Source organism: Stenotrophomonas sp. NPDC077420 (assembly GCF_044543385.1).
In the GTDB taxonomy this organism is placed as follows: domain Bacteria; phylum Pseudomonadota; class Gammaproteobacteria; order Xanthomonadales; family Xanthomonadaceae; genus Stenotrophomonas.
Map to the genome: position 1 here is coordinate 47,568 of NZ_JBITVZ010000016.1, position 18,802 is coordinate 66,369.

Here is an 18,802-nt window from a genome sequence, read left to right on the forward strand (position 1 = left end):
ACTAAGAGCAGCCGACTGACAGTCGGCTCTACCCGTCGGCTCTACCCGTCGGCTCTACCGCTTCAGCACCACCCGCGCTATTGCCTGCTCGAGCAGGTCGCCGGTGACCGGCTTGCGCAGGAAGCCCTGGAAGCCGGCCGCACGCACCTGCTCTTCGATGCCCGGATCGGTGCGCGCGGTCACCGCCAGCAACGGCATCGCGTAGCCCTGGTTGCGCAGGTGCCCGGCCAGCTCCATGCCGCCAAGGCCGGGCAGGTCCAGGTCGAGCAGGACCACATCGAACGCCGCATCACTGACCTCGCGCAGGGCGGCCAGGGCATGCCCGGCATGCACCACCTGGTGCCCACGCGCACTGAGCAGGCCGACGATCACGTCCGCCACGGTGTCGTCGTCTTCCACCAGCAACAGGCGCAGCGGCGGCAACGGCTGGCCTTCGCTTACGCCGGCGCTGCCCACCGTGGCGTCGGCCATCTGCAACGGCAGTGGCAGGGTCACGCTGAAACGCGTGCCCACGCCAAGCTGGCTCTCCACCCCGATCTGGCCCTGCATGGCCAGCGCCAGCTCGCGGCAGATCGCCAGCCCCAGCCCGCTGCCTCCGTACTGCGCGGCCGTGCGCGCGCCGTCAGCCTGCTCGAAGCGCCGGAACAGGCGCTGCTGCTGGTCGCTGCTGATTCCCGGACCGGTGTCGGATACTTCGAAATACAGGCCACGCGACGGGGCCTGTGCGCGCACCTTCAGCCGCACCTCGCCCTGGCTGGTGAACTTCACCGCATTGCTTAGCAGGTTGAGCAGGATCTGGCGGACGCGTACGGCGTCGCCCACGCTGCACAGCCCGGGCGGCAGTTCGTTGTCGACCACGAAGCGCAGGCCCTTCTGTCCAGCCAGCGCCGCCATCAGGGTGCACACGTCCTCGATCACTCCCTGCAGTGCGAACGGCTGGCTCTGCAGCTGCAGCCGCCCCGATTCGATCCGCGCCAGGTCCAGCGCGTCGTTGACCAGATGCAGCAGGTGTTCGCCGGCGTGCCGGATCGACTCGGTGTAACTGCGCTGCTGCGGACTCAGCGTGGAACCCAGCAGCAGTTCGCTCATGCCCAGCACGCCGGTCATCGGCGTGCGTACTTCGTGGCCCAGGTTGGCCAGGAAGCGGGTCTTGGCCGCCGATGCCTGCTCGGCCAGCTCCTGTTTGTGCAGGGCCAGCTGGTAGGCGTGCCGGCGCTGGACCCGGCGCCGGTACAGCCAGGCGAACAGGCTCATCAGCAACAAGGCGACGGAGGCCATCACCAGCAGGCCGGACGCGCTGCGCCACCAGGGCGGCTGCACGCGGAATTCCAGCACCTGCACCCGCGACCACACCAGGTCGGCCGAGCGCGCCTGTACCTCCAGGCGGTAGCGGCCCGGCGGCAGGCGGGAGAACACGCGTTCGCCCCCCGGCCCGACCTCCACCCAGTCCGGATCGTAGCCGGCCAGGCGATAGCGGTAACTGTTGGACGCGGAGTCGGCGAACGACAGCAGCCGCGCCACGATCCGCAGATCGCGGTCGGCGTCGGCGATTTCCAGCGGCTCCAGGTGGGTCAGGTCGAGCATCCGGTCGCCGCGCCGCACTTCCACCCGCTCGATGACCAGCGGCGCGCGCCGCGTGGCCGGTCGAACCTGGTCCGGGTCGAACAGCACTACCCCGGCCGGGGTGCCGCCGGCAATGCGCCCGGTGCCGGTGCGCACCAGGGTGCCGCGACGGAACTCCTGGCTGGGCAGGCCATCGCGCACGCCGTACTGGCGCACGCTGCCCTGCGCGGCATCGACGCGGATCAGCCCGCGTGCGCTGGCCGCCCAGACGATGTCCTGGGCATCGACCACCAGGCCGGTCGCCGACAGCTGCGGATAGCCCACCTCGGCCCCGACGTGCGCTTCGCGCTCCAGCCGCTCGCCGTTCCAGCGGTAGCGGAACAGCTGGCCTTCCTCGGATACCCAGATGCTGCCGTCGTTGGCACGCGCCAGGGCATGTACGGCCACCGTCGTGCCACCGGGCAACGGCGCGAATGCAGCGCGCGACGGCTCCCATTGCAGCAGGCCCTGGCTGGTGGCCAGCCACAGATGGTCCTGCGGACCGCACAACTGGTCCTGGACCAGCTGGCCCGCGGCCAGCCCGCGCGTGCCCGCCAACACCTGCTGCAGCACCTTTCCGTCGCTGTCGCGCTGCTGCAATCCCCCCGAGGACGCGCTCCATATCCGGCCGGCGTCGCACAGCACCAGCGTATCCACCGTGCCTTCCAGCGCCGCATCGGCCGCCGCATCGCGCCCCCAGCGCTGCAGTGCGCCGCTGCGCGGGTCATAGCGCAGCACCGCTTCATGCGAACCTATCCACACCTGGCCACGGCGATCTTCCAGCACCGACTGCAGCCACTGCCCTCCGTCGACCCAGGTCCGATGCTGCTCGACCCGCCCGGACACCGGATCGAAGCGGTCCAGTGCGCCATGCGTGCCCACCGTCCACACGCCGCCATTGGCCGAGGCCGCCATGCCCAGCACGTAGCCATTGCGCAGCGACGCCGGGTCGTCTTCCAACCGCGACAGCACCGAAAACTGCCACCAGCGCGGCAGCAGGTGCCACAGCCCGCTGTTGGTACTGGCCAGCCAGATGCCCCCCTCGCGATCCTCGTAGCCACCGGTCCAGTTCGGTCGAACCTGGCCGCGGGCGACCGCGCTGTACAACGGCACCTGCTGGAACCGGCCCTGGTAGACCCGCCCGAGTCCGGACAGCGTGTCGAGCCAGTACCCGCCCTGTTCGTCACGCAGCATCATGCCAAGCACCTGGTCGCGGGCGTCGACCTTCCAGGGTGCCGGCTCGAAGCTGCCGTCGGCGCGGCGCACCACGGTGCCGGCATTGGTGCTGATCCACAGGCTGCCATCAAGCTCGGCGGTCAGGCCGTTGATGAGCGTGGTGGGCAGCCGGGACGCCGGTACGCGCTCGAAATCGCGCCCGGTCCAGCGCGCCAGGCCGGCCTTGGTACCTACCCAGAGGCTGCCGTCGCGGGTGGTCGCCATGTGCGTGACCGACGCGGCCGGCAGGCTGCGCTTGTTGCCCGGCTCGGGCATGAAGCGGGTGATCACGCCGTTGCGGTCGAGGCGGTGCAGCCCGCCTTCGTACGTGCCGAACCACAATGCACCGTCGCCGGTGGAAGCCAGGCTCCAGACGGTGTTGCTGCCGATCACCGGATTGCTGGCGCGGTCGAAAAAGCGGAGCTCGCGGCGATCGGCGGACATCATCGCCAACCCGGCATTCTCGGTCCCGATCCACAACTGGTTGCGCGCGTCCACGTGCACGCTCCAGATCATGTTGTCGCGCAGGCCATCTTCGGCACGCCAGATCCGGTAGTTGCGACCATCGAACCGTGCCAGGCCGTCATTGGTGGCCAGCCACAGATACCCGTAGCCATCCTCCGCCATGCGGTTGACGGTGTTGGAGGGCAGCCCGTCGAACACCGTCAGCTGGCGCGGCGTGGGCGGAATCGGCTGCGCCACGGCCAGCAGCGGCCACAGACACAGCATGCCCAGCAGGAGCAGCCAACGCGAAGGCACCACCAATGGATCTCCTGGAACGGACTGGGCATGACCTGACGCAATCGGCACAAGTCACCGGTGGATGGTAAACGGTTCTGTCCCGTGCAGCGCCCGCCCCAATGCCGTGGCACTGACCGGTTTGCGCAGCAGGTCCACGCCCCCGGCCGCCTGCACCTGCGTGGCCAGGCCGGCCCGTGGCTCGGCGCACATCGCCAGCACCGGGGTCCCCGGGGCCTGCGCGCGCAGGAGGCCGACCAGGCTCACGCCGTCGACGCCACGCAGGTCGGTGTCCACCAGGACAACGTCGAACCGCGCAGCGGACAGTTCGGTCAGTGCGGCCAGCGCATGCGCGGCGCGGACCACCTGTGCCCCCTGCGTTCCCAGCAACGCACAGCCTGCCGCAGCGGCGCCGGGGTCGTCGTCCACCAGCAGGACCCGGCACGCGCTCCGCGCAGCATGCGGTCCGCAGGCGCCGGCCACCACCGGCATCGGCAGGCTTACCTGCACGCGCCAGTGTCGGCCGCCCACCGCGTGCACGCACAACCCGCCGCCCAGTGCACCGGCCAGGCGTTCGGCGGCGGCGAGCGCGGCACGCAACGACGCGATCGAGGGGGTCGGCGTGATCGATGCGCGGCCCGCACGCGGCGCCGCACGGCCCGCGACGTCGAACGCGAGCAGCAGGCCCTCGCGCCCGGGTCGCCACGCCACCTGCAGCACGACCCGTCCCGCCCCCGTGCGCCGGACCAGGACCCCGGCCACCGCATCGAGCAGCTGCGCCAGCCGGCGAGGGTCGCCATGCGCGCGGGCGTGCGGGTCCACATGCAGGCATAGCGCCAACGCGCTGCCCCGTCGGCACGACCGCACGACCTGGCGTGCCAGCCATTGCCGGTGCACGGCCGCCACCTCGAAATCGATCGGCTGCAGTGGCGCGCACCCCGCTTCCAGGCGCGCCTCGTCCAGCGCCAGGTTGACCCGCTCGAGCAGGACCTGTCCGCCCTCCCGGATGCGTTCCACCCGGCGCCGCTGCGCCGCGTGCAGCGGCGAGGCCAGCAGCAGTTCGCTCATGCCGAGCACGCCGGTCAGCGGGGTCCGCACTTCGTGTCCCAGCGTGGCCAGATAGTGCGCCTTGGCCTGCGCCGAGCGCAGGGTCAGCGCCAGTCGCTGCGCGCACGCCTCGCTGCGCCTGCCGCGCGCGACCCGGCGCAGTGCGACCCAGGCGCCCCCGCCCACCAGCAGCACGCCGGCACCGGCGCGCACGCCGGCCAGCATCGGGTGATACCAGCCGCTGCGGTCGACCTGCAGCAGCAACGATCCGGTGGAGGACCAGCTGCCATCGGACAACCGCGCCTGGAATTCCAGACGGTGCTCACCCGGCGGCAGACGCGGAAAGCCGCGGGTGCCGCTGCGGCCGACGCGGATCCATTCCCGGTCCAGCCCACACACCCGGAACCGGTACTGCTGGCGCGCCTGCACGGGCGCTCCCAGCAGGCGGACACTGACCTGGATGTCGCGATCCTCCGGGCGCAGCTGCACGACCTGCGCCGGTGGCAGCGTCTGCAGCGCTCCGTCGCGGTACAGCTGGACCCGCTCGACCACCAGCGCCGGTTCACCCCTGCAGCCGGCCAGGCCCTCCGGATCGAAGCGGACCGCCCGGCCGTCGACGTCCACCGCCAGCATCCTGTCGCCGTCGGCCTGCAACTGCGCGTTGATCGCCGCGTCCGGCACGCCCTCGCTGCGCGTGTACAGGCGCACCACGCCCTCACGCGGGCGCAGGCGCAGCAGGCCGCGCGCGCTGCTGGCCCACAACGTGCCGTGCGCATCGGTTGCCAGCGAGGCCAGCCGCACGACCGGCAGGCCCTGGCGTGCGTCCACCTGCACGCCCGGGCGGGCCACGCCGTCCTGGAGCTGGTAGCGACCCACCCGCCCCGGACTGGCCGCCCAGAGCGACGCCGCGTCGGTGACGTGCAGCGCGCTGACGTCCGCCTGCACACCGGGCACGGGGTGAAAACGCCCGTCCTGCCAGCGACTCACGCCATGCCGCCCGCCCATCCACAGCCCCCCGCCCACCGCGCAGTGCAACGCCAGCCTGCCGCTGGGGCGGGGTCGATCGATGTCCCAGCGCCAGCGCCGCGCCGCCGCATTGCGCGCGGGCTGGCGTTCGATGGCCTCGGCGTCCAGCCGCCAGCGGCTGCCGTCGACACAGGCCAGTTCCGTCGCGGGCAGCCCCGCTTCCAGACGCACGTTGCTGGCGGCGGGGGCCGCCGTGGGCGCGTGCGGCATCGGGGTGAAATACTGCCAATGCGGGGGTAACCGCCAAACCCCCAGGTGCCGCCCCAGCAGCCAGACACTGCCGTGACGGTCCTCCAGCGCCGCACGGAACTGCGGCCGGTCCGCGCTGGCCAGCGGTGCCACGTCCACGTCCGGCAGCGGCTCGGCACCGCGCTTCCAGACCTGCGCGTCGTCGCCGAGCCACGGCCCGCCGCGACGCGAACGCCCCAACGCGCGGGTGCCCGTGCTGGCGTCGACCGCTTCCAACCGGCCGGCGCGGGTCCAGCGCCACGGGCCTGCCGCCCCGCCCACCCAGAGGTGTTCTTCGCTGTCGACCAGCAATGCGCTGACCGGCGCGTCGGCGAGCAGCGCGGGCACCGCCTCGAAGCGCCCCTCGCGCCAGCGGGCCAGACCCCGCGGCGTTCCCACCCAGAGCGAGCCGTCGGCCGTCATGGCCAGGTGGTCCACGCGCCGGTCGGGAAGCCCGTCGCCGCGCGGGGTTGGAAGGAACTGGCGCAGGCGCTGCCCCGGGTCGAGCCGGAACAGGCCTGCGTCACGGGTGCCGAACCACACCGCGCCATCCGTCGCCGGCAGCACCACCCCGATCGCCGCGTTGGCCAGCAGGGGAAACCGCGCCGGGTCGAAATGCGCGATGTGCGCGCGGTCGGCCGACATGCGCATCAGCTGCCCCTGGGCGGTACCGATCCACAACCTGTCCGCTGCGTCGATCGCGATCGACAGCAGTTGATTGTCGGCCAGGCCCTGTTCGATGCGCCAGATCCGGAAATGCTGTCCATCGAAGCGGGCCAGGCCGTCGTCCGTGGCGAACCACAGGTAGCCGACCCGGTCTTCCACCACCTGGTGCACGGCATTGGAAGGCAGCCCCTCGGCCGTGGTGAAGCGCAGCGCGTTCGGCGGTGCCGCCTGCACAGCGGCGGCGAGCAGCATGCCCAGCAGGACCGCCGCCAGGCCACGCAGGGTGCAGGCGAGCACGCCGGTCACGGTGTTCCCAGCGCTGCGGCGAGCCGCGCCCCGGTCACCGGCAGGCGCAGGAATACCTCGAAGCCGCCTGCACGCGCGTCACGCTCGGCGCAGGCGTCGGCCCGCGCGGTCAACGCGACCCGCCGCACCCCTGGCCACAGCCAGTTCAGGCGGGCGCTGAGGCGCCCGCCCGCCGCCAACATGTCCGGGTCGGCGGCGATCACGTCCCACGGGCCGGGGTCCACGTCGCGTATCCACCCGTCGACATCACGCACCGCCACCACGCGGTGGCCCTGCGCCCGCAGCAGCGCGCTCACCACGTGCAGCGCCTCGACCGCCTCTGGCGGCAGCATCACCATCATCCGCAGCGAGCGGGGCTGGGTCGGTTCACGTGGCGGGGTCGGGGCCGCCACGCCGGGCAAGGCACGCCACGGCAGGGCGAGCTGGAACCGGGTGCCCTGCCCGCGCTGGCTGTCCACCCCCAGTGTGCCGCCCATCGCCTCGGCCAGTTCGCGGCTGATCGCCAGGCCCAGCCCGCTGCCGCCATGGCGCGCCCAGGTGGCGGGCGCATCCACCTGGCTGAAACGCTGGAACAGGCGCTGCAGCTGCGCTGCGGTCATGCCAGGACCGGTATCGGCCACGCACAGCCACAGCGCCGCGCCATCGGGCGAGGCGCGTGCGGACAGGCTTACCTGCCCGTGCACGGTGAACTTCAGCGCATTGCCCAGCAGGTTCAGCAGAATCTGGCGCAGTCGCTTCACGTCGCCCTTGAAGCAGGTGCCCGGGTCCAGCGTGGTGCTCCACCGCAGTGCCAGCGCCTTGCCGCGCGCGACCGGCCGCAGCAGCGCATGCAGCTCGCGCAGCACCGCATCAAGGGCGAACACGCCCGGCTGCAGCTGCAGACGCCCCGACTCGATGCCCGCCAGGTCCAGCGCATCGTCCATCAACTGCACCAGATGGTGCCCGGCCTGCTGCAGGCTGCCCACCTGTTCGCGCTGCGCGGGCGACAACGGCGACTGCAGCAGCAGTTCGCTCCACCCCAGCACCGGCGTCAGCGGTCCCCGCACCTGGCTGCCCAGCTCGGCCAGGAACCGGCTGCGCTGCAGCGAGTCCTGTTCGGCACGCTGGCGACGCGCACGTGCCTGGCGTCGACGCGCCCGACGCCGCCGCCGTCGCTGATGCAGGCGCGCTGCGCACACCGTTGCGATGCAGATCGCCACGCCTGCCGCGGTGCGGCCCAGTGGCGTTTCCCACCACCGCGGCAACACCCGCAGCGGCAGCTGGCGCACGCTCGACCAAGGGCCGTTGGCGTGCCGCGCCTGCACCAGCAGGGTATGGTCGCCGGCCGGCAGGCGGGTAAACAGCCGCTGCGCCACCGGTCCGGTGTCCACCCACTCCGGATCCTGCCCAAGCAGCCGGAAGCGGTAGTGGATACGGTCCGGATCGCCGCGTCCCAGCAGCCTGACAGCGATCCGCACATTGCGATCGGCGGTGCCCAGCATGGCCGGCTGCGCCGCAATCGGCACCTGCAGCACCCTGCCATGGCGGCGACGGCTCATGGCGTCGAAGACCAGCACCGGCGACGCGGCAGGCGGCCGCAGCGCGCCCGGATCGAAGGCCAGCAGTCCGCCTTCGCGCATGGCCGCCACCACGGCCCCCGACCCCGTACGCAGCAGGCGCTGCGCCAGCACCTCCTGTACCGGCAGCCCCTGCGCCGTACCCAGCACATCCACGTCGCCCGTGCGCGGATCGACCCGGATCAGTCCGCGGGCGGCGCCCGCCCAGGCCACGCCGTCGCGTCCGGCCACCAGCGCGTCGGCACGCAGCCGTGGATAGCCGTCGGCGCTGTCGATCCGGCGCAGGCGCTGCAGGTGCCCCGGGCCACGCCGGTAGTGTTCCAGCGCTGCTGCACGGCTGATCCACAGGCTGCCGTCATCGGCTTCGGCGATCGCCGAGACGCCGCCGTCACCATCGCCCGACACCCGTTCAAACCGCTCGCGCAGGGTCGACCAGCGCATCGCGCCCGCCGGATCGGTCGCCCATAGTTCGCCGTCACGCGTGCACAGCAGCTGGCGCACCGGCACGTCCGCGCTCAGCCCTGCGGCCTGCGGGGTGACGCTGCGCAGCAGCTCGCCGCTGGGTGACCATGCCTGCACTGCCTGCTGCTGGGCGAGCCAGACCTGCTGCGCGCAGACCTGCAGCGACAGGGCGGCATGCGGCGCGTGCAGGCCGAGCGGCCACACCCGCCGCTCGCCTTGCCGTGGATCGTAGCGAAGAAGGCGGTCGGCACTGGCCAGCCACACCCGGCCGTGTGCGTCTTCGTCCAGGCCCACCGGCAACGCGGTCACCCCGGCCTGCGGGTAGGGGGTGACGTCGCGGCCCTGTCCGCTGCGCAGGTCAAGCCGCTGCAGCCACCCCCGGCTGCCTGCCACCCAGGCGTGGTGGGGGCCCGATGCCGCCAGCGCCAGGGCATAGTGACTGCCGATGCCGGGGGTGCCGTCCGCGACAGCAGGCAGCGCGGTGAACTGCCGCCATCGCGCCGACAGCCACCACACGCCATGGCGCTCGCTGACCCACCACAGGTCGCCGCTGCGATCCTGCAGCGCCTGCCTGACCACCACCGGCCCCGGCGCTGCGCCGGGCGGCAGGGGCATTGCCACCGGCACGATCTTTCCGGCCTCGCGCCGTTGCAGCCCCGTGCGGCCCTGCTGCCAGAGCGTGCCATCGGCACTGCGCAGCACGCGACGCGCCTCCAATGCCCCCGCGCGCGCCTGCGCGTTCGCTGCGATCGTCCAGGTGCCACGCGACGTGCTGACATCCACGCCGCCGTCGGGGTCGGCCCACAACGACCGGATCGGCGCCGTGACCGCGGCCGGCAGCGCGACGCGGGTGAAGTGCGTGCCGTTGCGCCGCCACAGGGCTGCGGCCTGGGCCACCCACAGCACCCCGCTGCGGTCGCGGACCAGCGCAGCCACCGCGCCCCCGGGCAACGCGTGCCGCCGCCACTGCCCGTCGCGTGGCGACACCCCGTACAGGTGCTGGTCGCTGCCGATGGCCCAGACCCAGCCATCGGCACTGCTGCTGATCTGGCGCACCTGGCCCGAGCGCAGGCCAGAAGGTGCCGATGCCGACAATCGCTGGAAGCCGGTGCGCTCGTTGCCCATCATCACCAGGCCCTCGTTGGCGGTGCCCAGCCAGAGGCGGTCGCGCGGATCGACATGCACCGCCTGCAGGTCCACGTCCGGCAGGCCTTCTTCCCGTCGCCATTGGCGGAAGCGCTGGCCATCGAACCGCAGCAGGCCATCGCTGCCGGCCAGCCACAGGTAACCGGAGGCATCCTCGGCGATGGCACGCACGTGCGGATCATGCAGGCCGTCGGCCAGACCCAGCAGGCGCGGGGTGGGAATCTGTACCACGCCCGCGGCGCGCGCCTCCGGCCAGGCCCCCAGGCATGCCAGCAACACCACCATCGCCCGCCCGCGCAGGAGTGCTCGCGGAAACGTCACCTTTCAGCGCAGCGTCATCGTTCTCATCGGCGTAACGGTAGAACCTTCGCCCGCGCGGTGCAGCGGCATATGCGTGACGGCGTCACAGTCGCGCAAGTGAAGTTTTAGATTGATTCTGCGTTTTTCTGACGCACAGCCTATTGAACAGCGGCACCGTCCGTCGTTGCCCGTCGCTTCGCGCAGGCCTGGGCGATGGCCGACACCAGCAGGTCTCCGGTGACCGGCTTGCGCAGGAAACCGTCGAACCCCGCAGCCAGGACCTGCTGCTCGGCGTAGGCATCCGAACGCGCCGTCACGGCAATCAGCGGCAGCGCATACCCCATCGCGCGCAGCTGGCCGGCGATGGCGATGCCATCCAGCGCCGGCAGGTCGAGGTCGAGCAGGCCGACATCGAAGGCACCGGCTGCCACTTCCGACAACGCGGCCAGGCCGTGCAGCGCATGCACCACGGCATGGCCGCGCGCGCGCAGGAGTCCCGCGATCACCTCGGCCACGGTGGCGTCGTCTTCCACCAGCAGGATCCGCAGCGGAGGCAGCGCGATCACGCTTCCGTCGGGCACGGCCTGCGACGCCGGACCGCTGCGCTGCGACCAGGGCAGCGGAAGATGCACGGTAAACCGCGCGCCCTGGCCCGGCTGGCTGTCGATTTCGATCCGCCCGCCCATCGCAACCGCCAGTTCCTGGCAGATCGCCAGGCCCAGCCCGCTGCCGCCGTAGCGGGAGGCGGTACGCGGACCGTCGGCCTGTTCGAAGCGGTGGAACAGGCGCTCCTGCTGGTCACGGTTGATGCCCGGGCCGGTGTCGGACACGTCGAACACCACCCCGGTGCCCTGTTCGACCAGATCGATGCCCAGCCCCACGTGGCCGTGTTCGGTGAATTTGATCGCGTTGCCGAGCAGGTTCATCAGGATCTGCCGGACGCGCATTTCATCGCCGCTGACCTGGATGGGGCCAGGCAGGGTGAAGCTGCGTTCGTAGGCCAGCCCGCGATGGTGTGCCATCGGTTCCATCAGCGCGTCGACCTGGGCAAGCATCGACATCAGATCGAACGGCCGGATATCCAGCTCCAGCCGGCCCGCCTCGATCCGGGCGAGGTCGAGCGCGTCGTTGACCAGCCGCAGCAGGTGCGCGCCGGCGTGCTGGATGGAGGCCGCGTACCCGCGCTGCAGCTCGTCCAGTGGCGTGGCAAGCAGCAGTTCGCTCATGCCCAGTACGCCGGTCATGGGCGTGCGTACTTCGTGGCCCAGCGTGGCCAGGAAACGGCTCTTGGCCTGCGAGGCCTGTTCGGCGATCTGCTGCTTGTGCACGGTGAGCTGCCACTGCTGGCGCCGGCGCAGCCGCGCGCGCGCGAACGCGGCCAGGGCGGCCACCAGCAGCAGCCACAGGATGACGTAGCTGAGGATGGCCCAGCCACTGCGCCACCACGGCGGCTGCACCGTCACGCTGATGGTGCGGGAGGGCGTCCACTCGCCCTGCGGCGTGGCGGCCTGCACATCGATGGCGTACCCGCCTGGAGGCAGGCGCGACAGCAGACGTTCGCCGTCGGCGTTCTGCATCACCCAGTTCTGGTCATACCCGGAAACCCGGTAGCGGTACCGGTTGCCCATCGGGCTGGCATAGGACAGCAGCCGCGCCGAAATGATCAGGTCGCGGTCGTCCGGCCCCAGCAGCAGCGGCGCGTTGACCGGCAGCGACTGCTGGCCTTCGGCGTCGTCGCGGCGCACCTGGATGTTGTCGATGACCAGCTGCGAAGGGGGCAGCGCCAGCTCCGGCGCGTTCGGGTCGAACGCCACCAGGCCGGTCGCGGTAACCGCCAGCACGCGCCCGTCCGCCCCGGTGACCGGAGGACGCCCGCTGAACTCCACGTCGGGCAGGCCATCGCGTTCGCCGTAGACGCGCAGGCGGCGATCGCGCGGGCGCCAGCTGACCAGCCCACGCGGCGTGGTCGCCCACACCTGCCCGTCGGCGCCGCGGGCGAGGCCGCCGATCGACACCGGCGGCATGCCCTGCGCGGCGCCCACGCGTTCGCGCAGGGTCATGCTGAGACCGTCCCAGCGGTATCGCTCCAGGCTGCCCTTTCGTGCCAGCCAGGCTTCGTCCGGACTGATCCACAGCATGTCGTACAGACTGCCCGGGGCGATCCCCGGCACGCGTTCGAAGCGGTCCTGCTGCCAGCGCAGCAATCCCATCTCGCCGAGATCGCCCATGATCCACAGCTGCCCGCGTGGATCGAACACCATCTGCTCCACCGGCATGTCGACCAGGCCGCGGCCAGCGTCGATGCGGATCTCGTCCAGCAGCTTGCCCTGCGCGTCGCGGTGCTGCACGCCCAGGTTGGTGATCGACAGCCACAGCCCGCCGTCGGGCGCCTGGCGGATCAGCTCGATGCGTTGCCGCACATCGGTGCCGCTGCCGATCGTCCATTCGCGCAGGCGGCCCGTGCCGGGGTGGTACAGGCCCAGCCTGCCCGCACGCCCCAGCCACAACGCACCGTCAGCGCGTGGCAGGACCGAACGCACCGCGCCGATCCCCAGCTGCTTTTCGTTCGCCACCTGGCGCAGCTGCCCGCCCGCGTCCAGCGCGTACACGCCGTGCGCGGCGGCAATGTAATAGTCGTTGCCTGCCGCAGCGGCACTGAGCAGGTACGCGCTGTCCAGCGGCTTGCCGTCGAGCTGGTACCAGGTCGAAAACCGCTTCCAGTCCGGCGGCAGGTACGCCAGCCCCTGGGTGAGCATGGCGAACCACAGGCCGCCTTCGTGGTCCTGCAGCATGTCCAGCACGCCGCTGCGTTCGGTGAGGAAGCCACTTCCGGCATCGCCGGCCAGCAGGCGCATGCTGCGGTCGTCGCCGCGGTACAGCCCGTCGGCCGTGCCCAGCCAGTAGCCGCCGTTGCGGTCGTGGACCACCGAGGCAGCACGCACGTCGGCGCTGGGCGACCACGGCGCCGGGCGCACGCTGTCATCGGTACCGATGCGGAACAGGCCGCCCTGGGTACCGGCCCAGACCGTACCGTCGCGGTCGCGGGTCAGGCGGAACACGCTCTTGTCGCCCAGCAGCGCGGGCGCGATACGGGTGAAGGCCTTGCCGTCCCAGCGTGCGACGCCGCTGCCGGTGCCGATCCAGACCCGCCCCTGTGCGTCGGACAGCATCGTGTAGACGGTGTCGCTGGGCAGGCTGCCCGGATCGGCAGGATCGGCGCGGTAGCGCACCAGGTTGCCGTCTTCGTCGCGGCGGCAGATGCCATGGGCATTGGTGCCGATCCACAGCGATTTACCCGCGTAGGCCAGCGACCAGAACTGCCCGTCGCAGTGCGCGCTGATGTCGGGAAACTGTTCGAAGCGTTCACGGGCGGGGCCGAGCATGCTCAGGCCGCCGCCGTTGCTGCCGACCCAGACCCGATCCAGCGGATCGACCAGCAACGTTTCGATCTCGTTGCTGGGCAGCGAACCCGGGTCGTCCGGCTCATTGCGCCACACCCTCAGGCCAACGCCGTCCACGCGCGCCAGGCCATCGTCAGTGGCGGCCCAGACATATCCCTGCCGATCCTGCGCCAGGGCCAGCACCATGCGCGACGGCATGCCTTCGGCCGCACCGAAGCGGCGCATGCGCGGTGTCTCTGCCGATGTCCCTGCGGCCCACGACGCCGACGGCACGGCAGACGCAGCCAGTGCCAGCAGCACGATGCCTGCCCGCCAACCGCGCGCGCTCAACGCCATCGAGTTCTCCCTGTTGGCCGCGATTGTCACACAGCGGGGCCCGCTGCGCGTCCGGCGCCACCACGAACTGTTGCAGCCATGGTGCTGCCGGGGATCACGGCCCAGCGCGTATGATCGGCCCAGCCCTGAATGGAGCCGGCCGTGAGCCATCGCCTGACCCTTGCCCTGCTGCTGTGCGCCACCCCCTGGATGGCGGCCGCCGCGCCGGATACCTACCGGCTGGACCCGGTCCACACCCGGGTGCTGTTCGCGGTGGAACACGCCGGGTTCTCGCAGGCGCTGGGCACGGTGTCCGGCAGCGAAGGCACGCTCTCCTTCGATCCAGAGGACTGGAGCACGGCCACGCTGTCGGTCGGCGTGCCGCTGCAGCGCCTGGACCTCGGCGACGACAAGTGGAACAAGGCCGCCCTGGCGCGCAACCTGCTCGACGCCGACCGCCATCCGCAGGCGCGCTTTGTCTCCACCCGCGTCGAACCGGTCGACGCCACCCACGCGCGGGTCGTCGGTGAGCTGACCCTGCGTGGGGTGAGCCGCGAGGTGACGCTGGAGGTCACGCTCAATGCGGTCAAGCGCCATCCGATGCCCCCGTTCCGACGCACCGCCGGCTTTTCGGCCACCACCACGCTCAGCCGCAGCGCGTTCGGCGTGGATGCCTGGCCGTCGATGATCGGCGACGAGGTGCAGTTGCGCATCGAAGCCGAGGCGCTCCGCGATCGCAACGCCACCGATCCGCAGGACACACCGTCCGTCGACGAACCGGGAACTCCCGCACCGGTCGACGACTCCGATCCCGCATCTTCTCCGCCCGCCCGGAAGCGCTCGCCATGACCACCCGAAATACCCGTGACCGCTGGGGCAGCATCAGCCAGGGCCTGCATTGGCTGATCGCGCTGCTGATCCTGCTGCTTGGCATCGTCGGCCTGACCATGGGCGAGTTGCCGCGCACCCCGAAGTACTTCTGGGTGTACACCGCGCACAAGTCGCTTGGCATCACCGTGCTGGCGCTGGTCGCGCTGCGCCTCGGCTGGCGGCTGTACGCCGGTGCGCCCGAACCGGTCCCGGGCACGCCCAGCTGGCAGGAGCGCATCGCGTCGGCCACCCACTGGCTGCTGTACGTGCTGATGTTCGCGCTGCCGCTGTCGGGCTGGATCTACGATTCGGCCAGTGGCCTGCGCCCGTTCCGCTGGTTCGGGCTGGTCGAGGTACCCAAGCTGGTGGCGCCGGACCCGAACGCGCGCGACATTTCCCACGCCATCCATGAGTGGGGTTTCTGGCTGCTGATCGCCGTGGTCGTCGCCCATGCCGGTGCCGCGCTGTACCACCATCTCTTCCAACGCGATGCCACGCTTGCGCGCATGTTGCCGCAGGGTTGGCTCGCCTCCCCCCAGAAGGATTGACGATGAACATCAAGCTCACCTCCCCCGCTGCCGTGGCCGCCGCGCTGGCCGGCCTGATCGCCACCGCCCCGGTGCTCGCCGCCGATTACGTGCAGGCGCCGGGCGCCGGCTCGACGCTGGCCTTTGCGACCAAATACGACGGCGAAGTGTTCACCGGCAGCTTCCCCGGTTTTTCCACCCGGATCAGCTTCGATCCGGCCAACCCGGCCGCCGGTACGCTGGACGTGACCATTCCGCTGGCCGGCGCCAAAACCGGGAACGGCGACCGTGATTCGACGCTGCAGACGGCGGACTTCTTCGACGTGGCCAGATTCGCCACCGCCCGCTATACCGCCAAGGGTTTCACCCGGAGCGGCGACAAGTACGTGGCCAACGGCACGCTGGAACTGCGCGGCGTAAGCAAGCCGGTCACCTTCACCTTCGACTGGACGCCCGGCGCGAATCCGGTGCTCACCGGCAAGGCCACGGTCAAGCGCCTGGACTTCGGCGTGGGCCAGGGCGACTGGAAGGACACCAGGAACATTCCGGACGACACCGCGATCAGCACGCGGGTGAAGCTCCAGGCGAAGTAATCGCGGTGAAATCCTGGACCGTGGCCACGTCGAAGGGCCAGTCCAGCTCCCGGCCCTGCGCGTCGCGCAGTACCGGCACCCGGCTGCCGTAGCATGCCTCCAGGGCCGCGTCATCGTCGATGAACACACTGTCCAGGCCGGGTACCCGGGCCTGGGCCAGGACCGCAAGGGCCAGGTCGCACAGATGGCAGTCGTCACGCTGGTAAAGGATGAACATCGGCCCGCCATGTTGCGTTGCAGCCAGGGTGCTGGCCGGGGAAAGCATAGAATAGCGTTCCATCCGATACCCGCAGTTTGGCACTCATGGCTGTCAGCACGTTCGACGTTTTCAAGATCGGCATTGGCCCGAGCTCCTCGCACACCGTAGGACCGATGAAGGCCGCCGAACGCTTCGTGCACCGCTGGCTGCTTGATCCGGGCTGCCTGCAGGACGTGGTGCGCATCCGCGCCGATGTCTATGGCTCGCTGGCATTGACCGGCCGCGGCCACGGCACCGACAAGGCCGTCCTGCTGGGCCTGGAAGGCCAGCGCCCGAACCTGATCGACCCGGACATCATTCCCGACACGCTGGAGCGGATCCGCAGCAGCAAGCGGATCCGGTTGATGGGCACCCACGAGATCGCCTTCGACGAGAAGCGCGACCTGGGCCTGAACAAGCGCCAGAAGCTGCCCTACCACACCAATGGCATGCGCTTCACGGCCTACGATGCGCAGGAACAGGTCATCGCCACCCGCGACTACTATTCGGTGGGCGGCGGGTTCGTGGTCAACCAGGACGACGCTGCCGACGACCGCATCGTGCCCGACGAAACCCCGCTGCCCTACCCGTTCAAGAGCGGCGACGAACTGCTGGCGCAGACCGCGCGCAGCGGGCTGAGCATCGCCCAGCTGATGTTCGAGAACGAAAAGTGCTGGCGCAGCGAGGATGAGATCCGCGACCAGCTGCGTGAGATCTGGAGCGCGATGCAGGCCTGTGTCGCCCGCGGTATCCGCCAGGAGGGCACCCTGCCCGGCGGCCTGCATGTGTCGCGGCGGGCCCCGGCGCTGTACCGCGAACTGTCGTCCAAGCCGGAAGCGGCGATGCGCGACCCGCTGACCACGCTGGACTGGGTGAACCTGTATGCGCTGGCGGTGAATGAAGAGAACGCCGCCGGCGGGCGCGTGGTGACCGCCCCGACCAACGGCGCGGCCGGCGTACTGCCGGCGGTGCTGCACTACTTCGACCGGTTCTGCCCCGGCGCCAACGAACAGCGTGTGTTCGATTTCCTGCTGACCTCGGCGGCGATCGGCATCCTGTACAAGGAAAACGCCTCGATCTCCGGCGCGGAAGTGGGCTGCCAGGGCGAAGTCGGCGTGGCCTGCTCGATGGCTGCCGGCGGCCTGGTCGCGGCCCTGGGTGGCAACCCCAGCCAGATCGAGAACGCAGCCGAGATCGGCATGGAACACAACCTGGGCCTGACCTGCGACCCGATCGGCGGGCTGGTGCAGATTCCCTGCATCGAGCGCAATGCGATGGGCGCGGTGAAGGCGATCAACGCCTCGCGCATGGCCATGCGCGGCGACGGCAAGCACAAGGTGTCGCTGGACAAGGTCATCAAGACCATGCGCGATACCGGCCGCGACATGCAGGACAAGTACAAGGAAACCAGCCGCGGCGGGCTCGCGGTCAACGTCATCGAGTGCTGATCGGAGACGCGCGGGCGGTTATCCTCGGGGTTCCCCCACTGGAGACCGCCATGCGCATCCTGGCCGCCGCCCTGCTTGCCTGCCTGCCCCTGACCTCGTTCGCCGCCGATACCTACGACGCGCGCCTGCAGGCCTTCGACTACGGCTGGCCGGTCAAGACCTTCAGCTTCGATTCGCAGCGCCAGCCGCTGGAAATGGCCTACCTGGACGTGCCCCCCGCGGGCAAGGCCATGGTCGGCACCGTGGTGCTGCTGCATGGCAAGAACTTCTGTGCGGGGACCTGGCGCGACGCGATCAAGGCGTTGAGCAGCGCCGGATACCGGGTGATCGCGCCGGACCAGGTCGGCTTCTGCAAATCCAGCAAGCCGCTGCGTTACCAGTACTCGTTCGGCCAGCTGGCAGCCAACACCGAAGCGCTGCTGGCCCATCTCAAGCTGGACACCACCCAGGTGGACCTGGTCGGCCATTCGATGGGCGGCATGCTCGCGGCGCGCTTTGCGCTGATGTACCCGCAGCAGCTGCGCCAGCTGGCACTGGTCAACCCGATCGGGCTGGAAGACTGGAAGGCCAAGGGCGTGCCGTGGCGCAGCGTGGATGCGTGGTATGCCAATGAACTCAAGACCAGCTTCGACAGCATCAGGAAGTACCAGCTGGAGGTGTACTACAACGGCGAATGGAAGCCGGAATACGAACACTGGGCGCGCATGCAGGCCGGCATGTACGCCGGTCCTGGCAAGCAGGCCGTGGCCTGGAGCCAGGCGCTGACCTCGGACATGGTGTTCAACCAGCCGGTGGTGCATGAGCTGGCCAACCTGCGCGTGCCGACCACGCTGTTCATCGGCCAGAAGGACCGCACCGCGATCGGTCGCGACCTGGCACCTCCGGCACTGAAGGCCACGCTGGGCGACTATCCGGCCTTGGGCAAGGCCGCGGCTGCGGCGATTCCCGGGGCGACGCTGGTGAGCTTCGACGCGCTGGGGCATTCGCCGCAGGTGCAGGATCCGGAGCGGTTCAATGCCGCTTTGTTGAAGGCGTTGAAGGGCGGCTGATGCTTGGCGGACACGCCATGCGTGTCCGCGTGGGGCGTGTCTCCGGGGGGATTGCGTGGACACGCATGG

10 protein-coding genes are annotated in these 18,802 nt (G+C 70.7%); 5 read left to right on the forward strand and 5 right to left on the reverse strand.

Going from position 1 to position 18,802, the window contains the following annotated elements; all coding sequences use genetic code 11:
- Window positions 1-54: 54 nt before the first annotated feature.
- The 4 genes from ACIGII_RS15150 to ACIGII_RS15165 form a co-directional block, all read right to left on the reverse strand.
- Window positions 55-3,546 carry an ATP-binding protein gene (locus ACIGII_RS15150; protein WP_399639480.1) on the reverse strand — a complete coding sequence of 1,164 codons (3,492 nt, stop codon included), beginning with the start codon at window positions 3,544-3,546 and terminating at the stop codon, window positions 55-57.
- An 84-nt stretch (window positions 3,547-3,630) separates the two neighbouring features.
- Window positions 3,631-6,828 (reverse strand): two-component regulator propeller domain-containing protein, encoded by a 3,198-nt coding sequence (locus ACIGII_RS15155; RefSeq protein ID WP_399639380.1) that lies wholly within the window; start codon window positions 6,826-6,828, stop codon window positions 3,631-3,633.
- Complete coding sequence (locus ACIGII_RS15160) at window positions 6,825-10,313, reverse strand: ATP-binding protein (RefSeq protein ID WP_399639377.1); 3,489 nt, start codon at window positions 10,311-10,313, stop codon at window positions 6,825-6,827. The genes ACIGII_RS15155 and ACIGII_RS15160 overlap by 4 nt, the downstream gene beginning before the upstream one ends.
- A 137-nt stretch (window positions 10,314-10,450) precedes the next feature.
- Window positions 10,451-14,029, reverse strand: coding sequence for an ATP-binding protein (locus ACIGII_RS15165; RefSeq protein ID WP_399639374.1), 3,579 nt, complete (start codon window positions 14,027-14,029; stop codon window positions 10,451-10,453).
- Between the two features lie 129 nt (window positions 14,030-14,158).
- Here ACIGII_RS15165 and ACIGII_RS15170 point away from each other — a divergent pair, with 129 nt between their 5' ends.
- The 3 genes from ACIGII_RS15170 to ACIGII_RS15180 are packed head-to-tail and all read left to right on the forward strand — an operon-like array spanning window position 14,159 to window position 15,998.
- The gene (locus ACIGII_RS15170) at window positions 14,159-14,857 is read left to right on the forward strand and encodes a YceI family protein (RefSeq protein WP_399657563.1); all 699 of its coding nucleotides are present in this window, start codon (window positions 14,159-14,161) and stop codon (window positions 14,855-14,857) included.
- On the forward strand, window positions 14,854-15,426 hold the full coding sequence (locus ACIGII_RS15175) for a cytochrome b (RefSeq protein WP_399639371.1): 573 nt from the start codon (window positions 14,854-14,856) through the stop codon (window positions 15,424-15,426). Before ACIGII_RS15170 ends, ACIGII_RS15175 begins: the two co-directional genes overlap by 4 nt.
- Window positions 15,427-15,428: 2 nt before the next feature.
- Window positions 15,429-15,998, forward strand: coding sequence for a YceI family protein (locus tag ACIGII_RS15180; RefSeq protein ID WP_399639368.1), 570 nt, complete (start codon window positions 15,429-15,431; stop codon window positions 15,996-15,998).
- Here ACIGII_RS15180 and ACIGII_RS15185 read toward each other — a convergent pair.
- The gene (locus tag ACIGII_RS15185; RefSeq protein ID WP_399639365.1) at window positions 15,967-16,215 is read right to left on the reverse strand and encodes a glutaredoxin family protein; all 249 of its coding nucleotides are present in this window, start codon (window positions 16,213-16,215) and stop codon (window positions 15,967-15,969) included. The genes ACIGII_RS15180 and ACIGII_RS15185 overlap by 32 nt on opposite strands.
- Before the next feature lie 86 nt (window positions 16,216-16,301).
- On the opposite strand from ACIGII_RS15185, the gene ACIGII_RS15190 reads away from it, so the two are divergent.
- Together ACIGII_RS15190 and ACIGII_RS15195 are read left to right on the forward strand one after the other, a co-directional pair.
- Window positions 16,302-17,684 carry an L-serine ammonia-lyase gene (locus ACIGII_RS15190; RefSeq protein WP_399639363.1) on the forward strand — a complete coding sequence of 461 codons (1,383 nt, stop codon included), beginning with the start codon at window positions 16,302-16,304 and terminating at the stop codon, window positions 17,682-17,684.
- A 50-nt stretch (window positions 17,685-17,734) separates the two neighbouring features.
- Window positions 17,735-18,733 (forward strand): alpha/beta fold hydrolase, encoded by a 999-nt coding sequence (locus ACIGII_RS15195; RefSeq protein WP_399639360.1) that lies wholly within the window; start codon window positions 17,735-17,737, stop codon window positions 18,731-18,733.
- Window positions 18,734-18,802 lie beyond the last annotated feature (69 nt).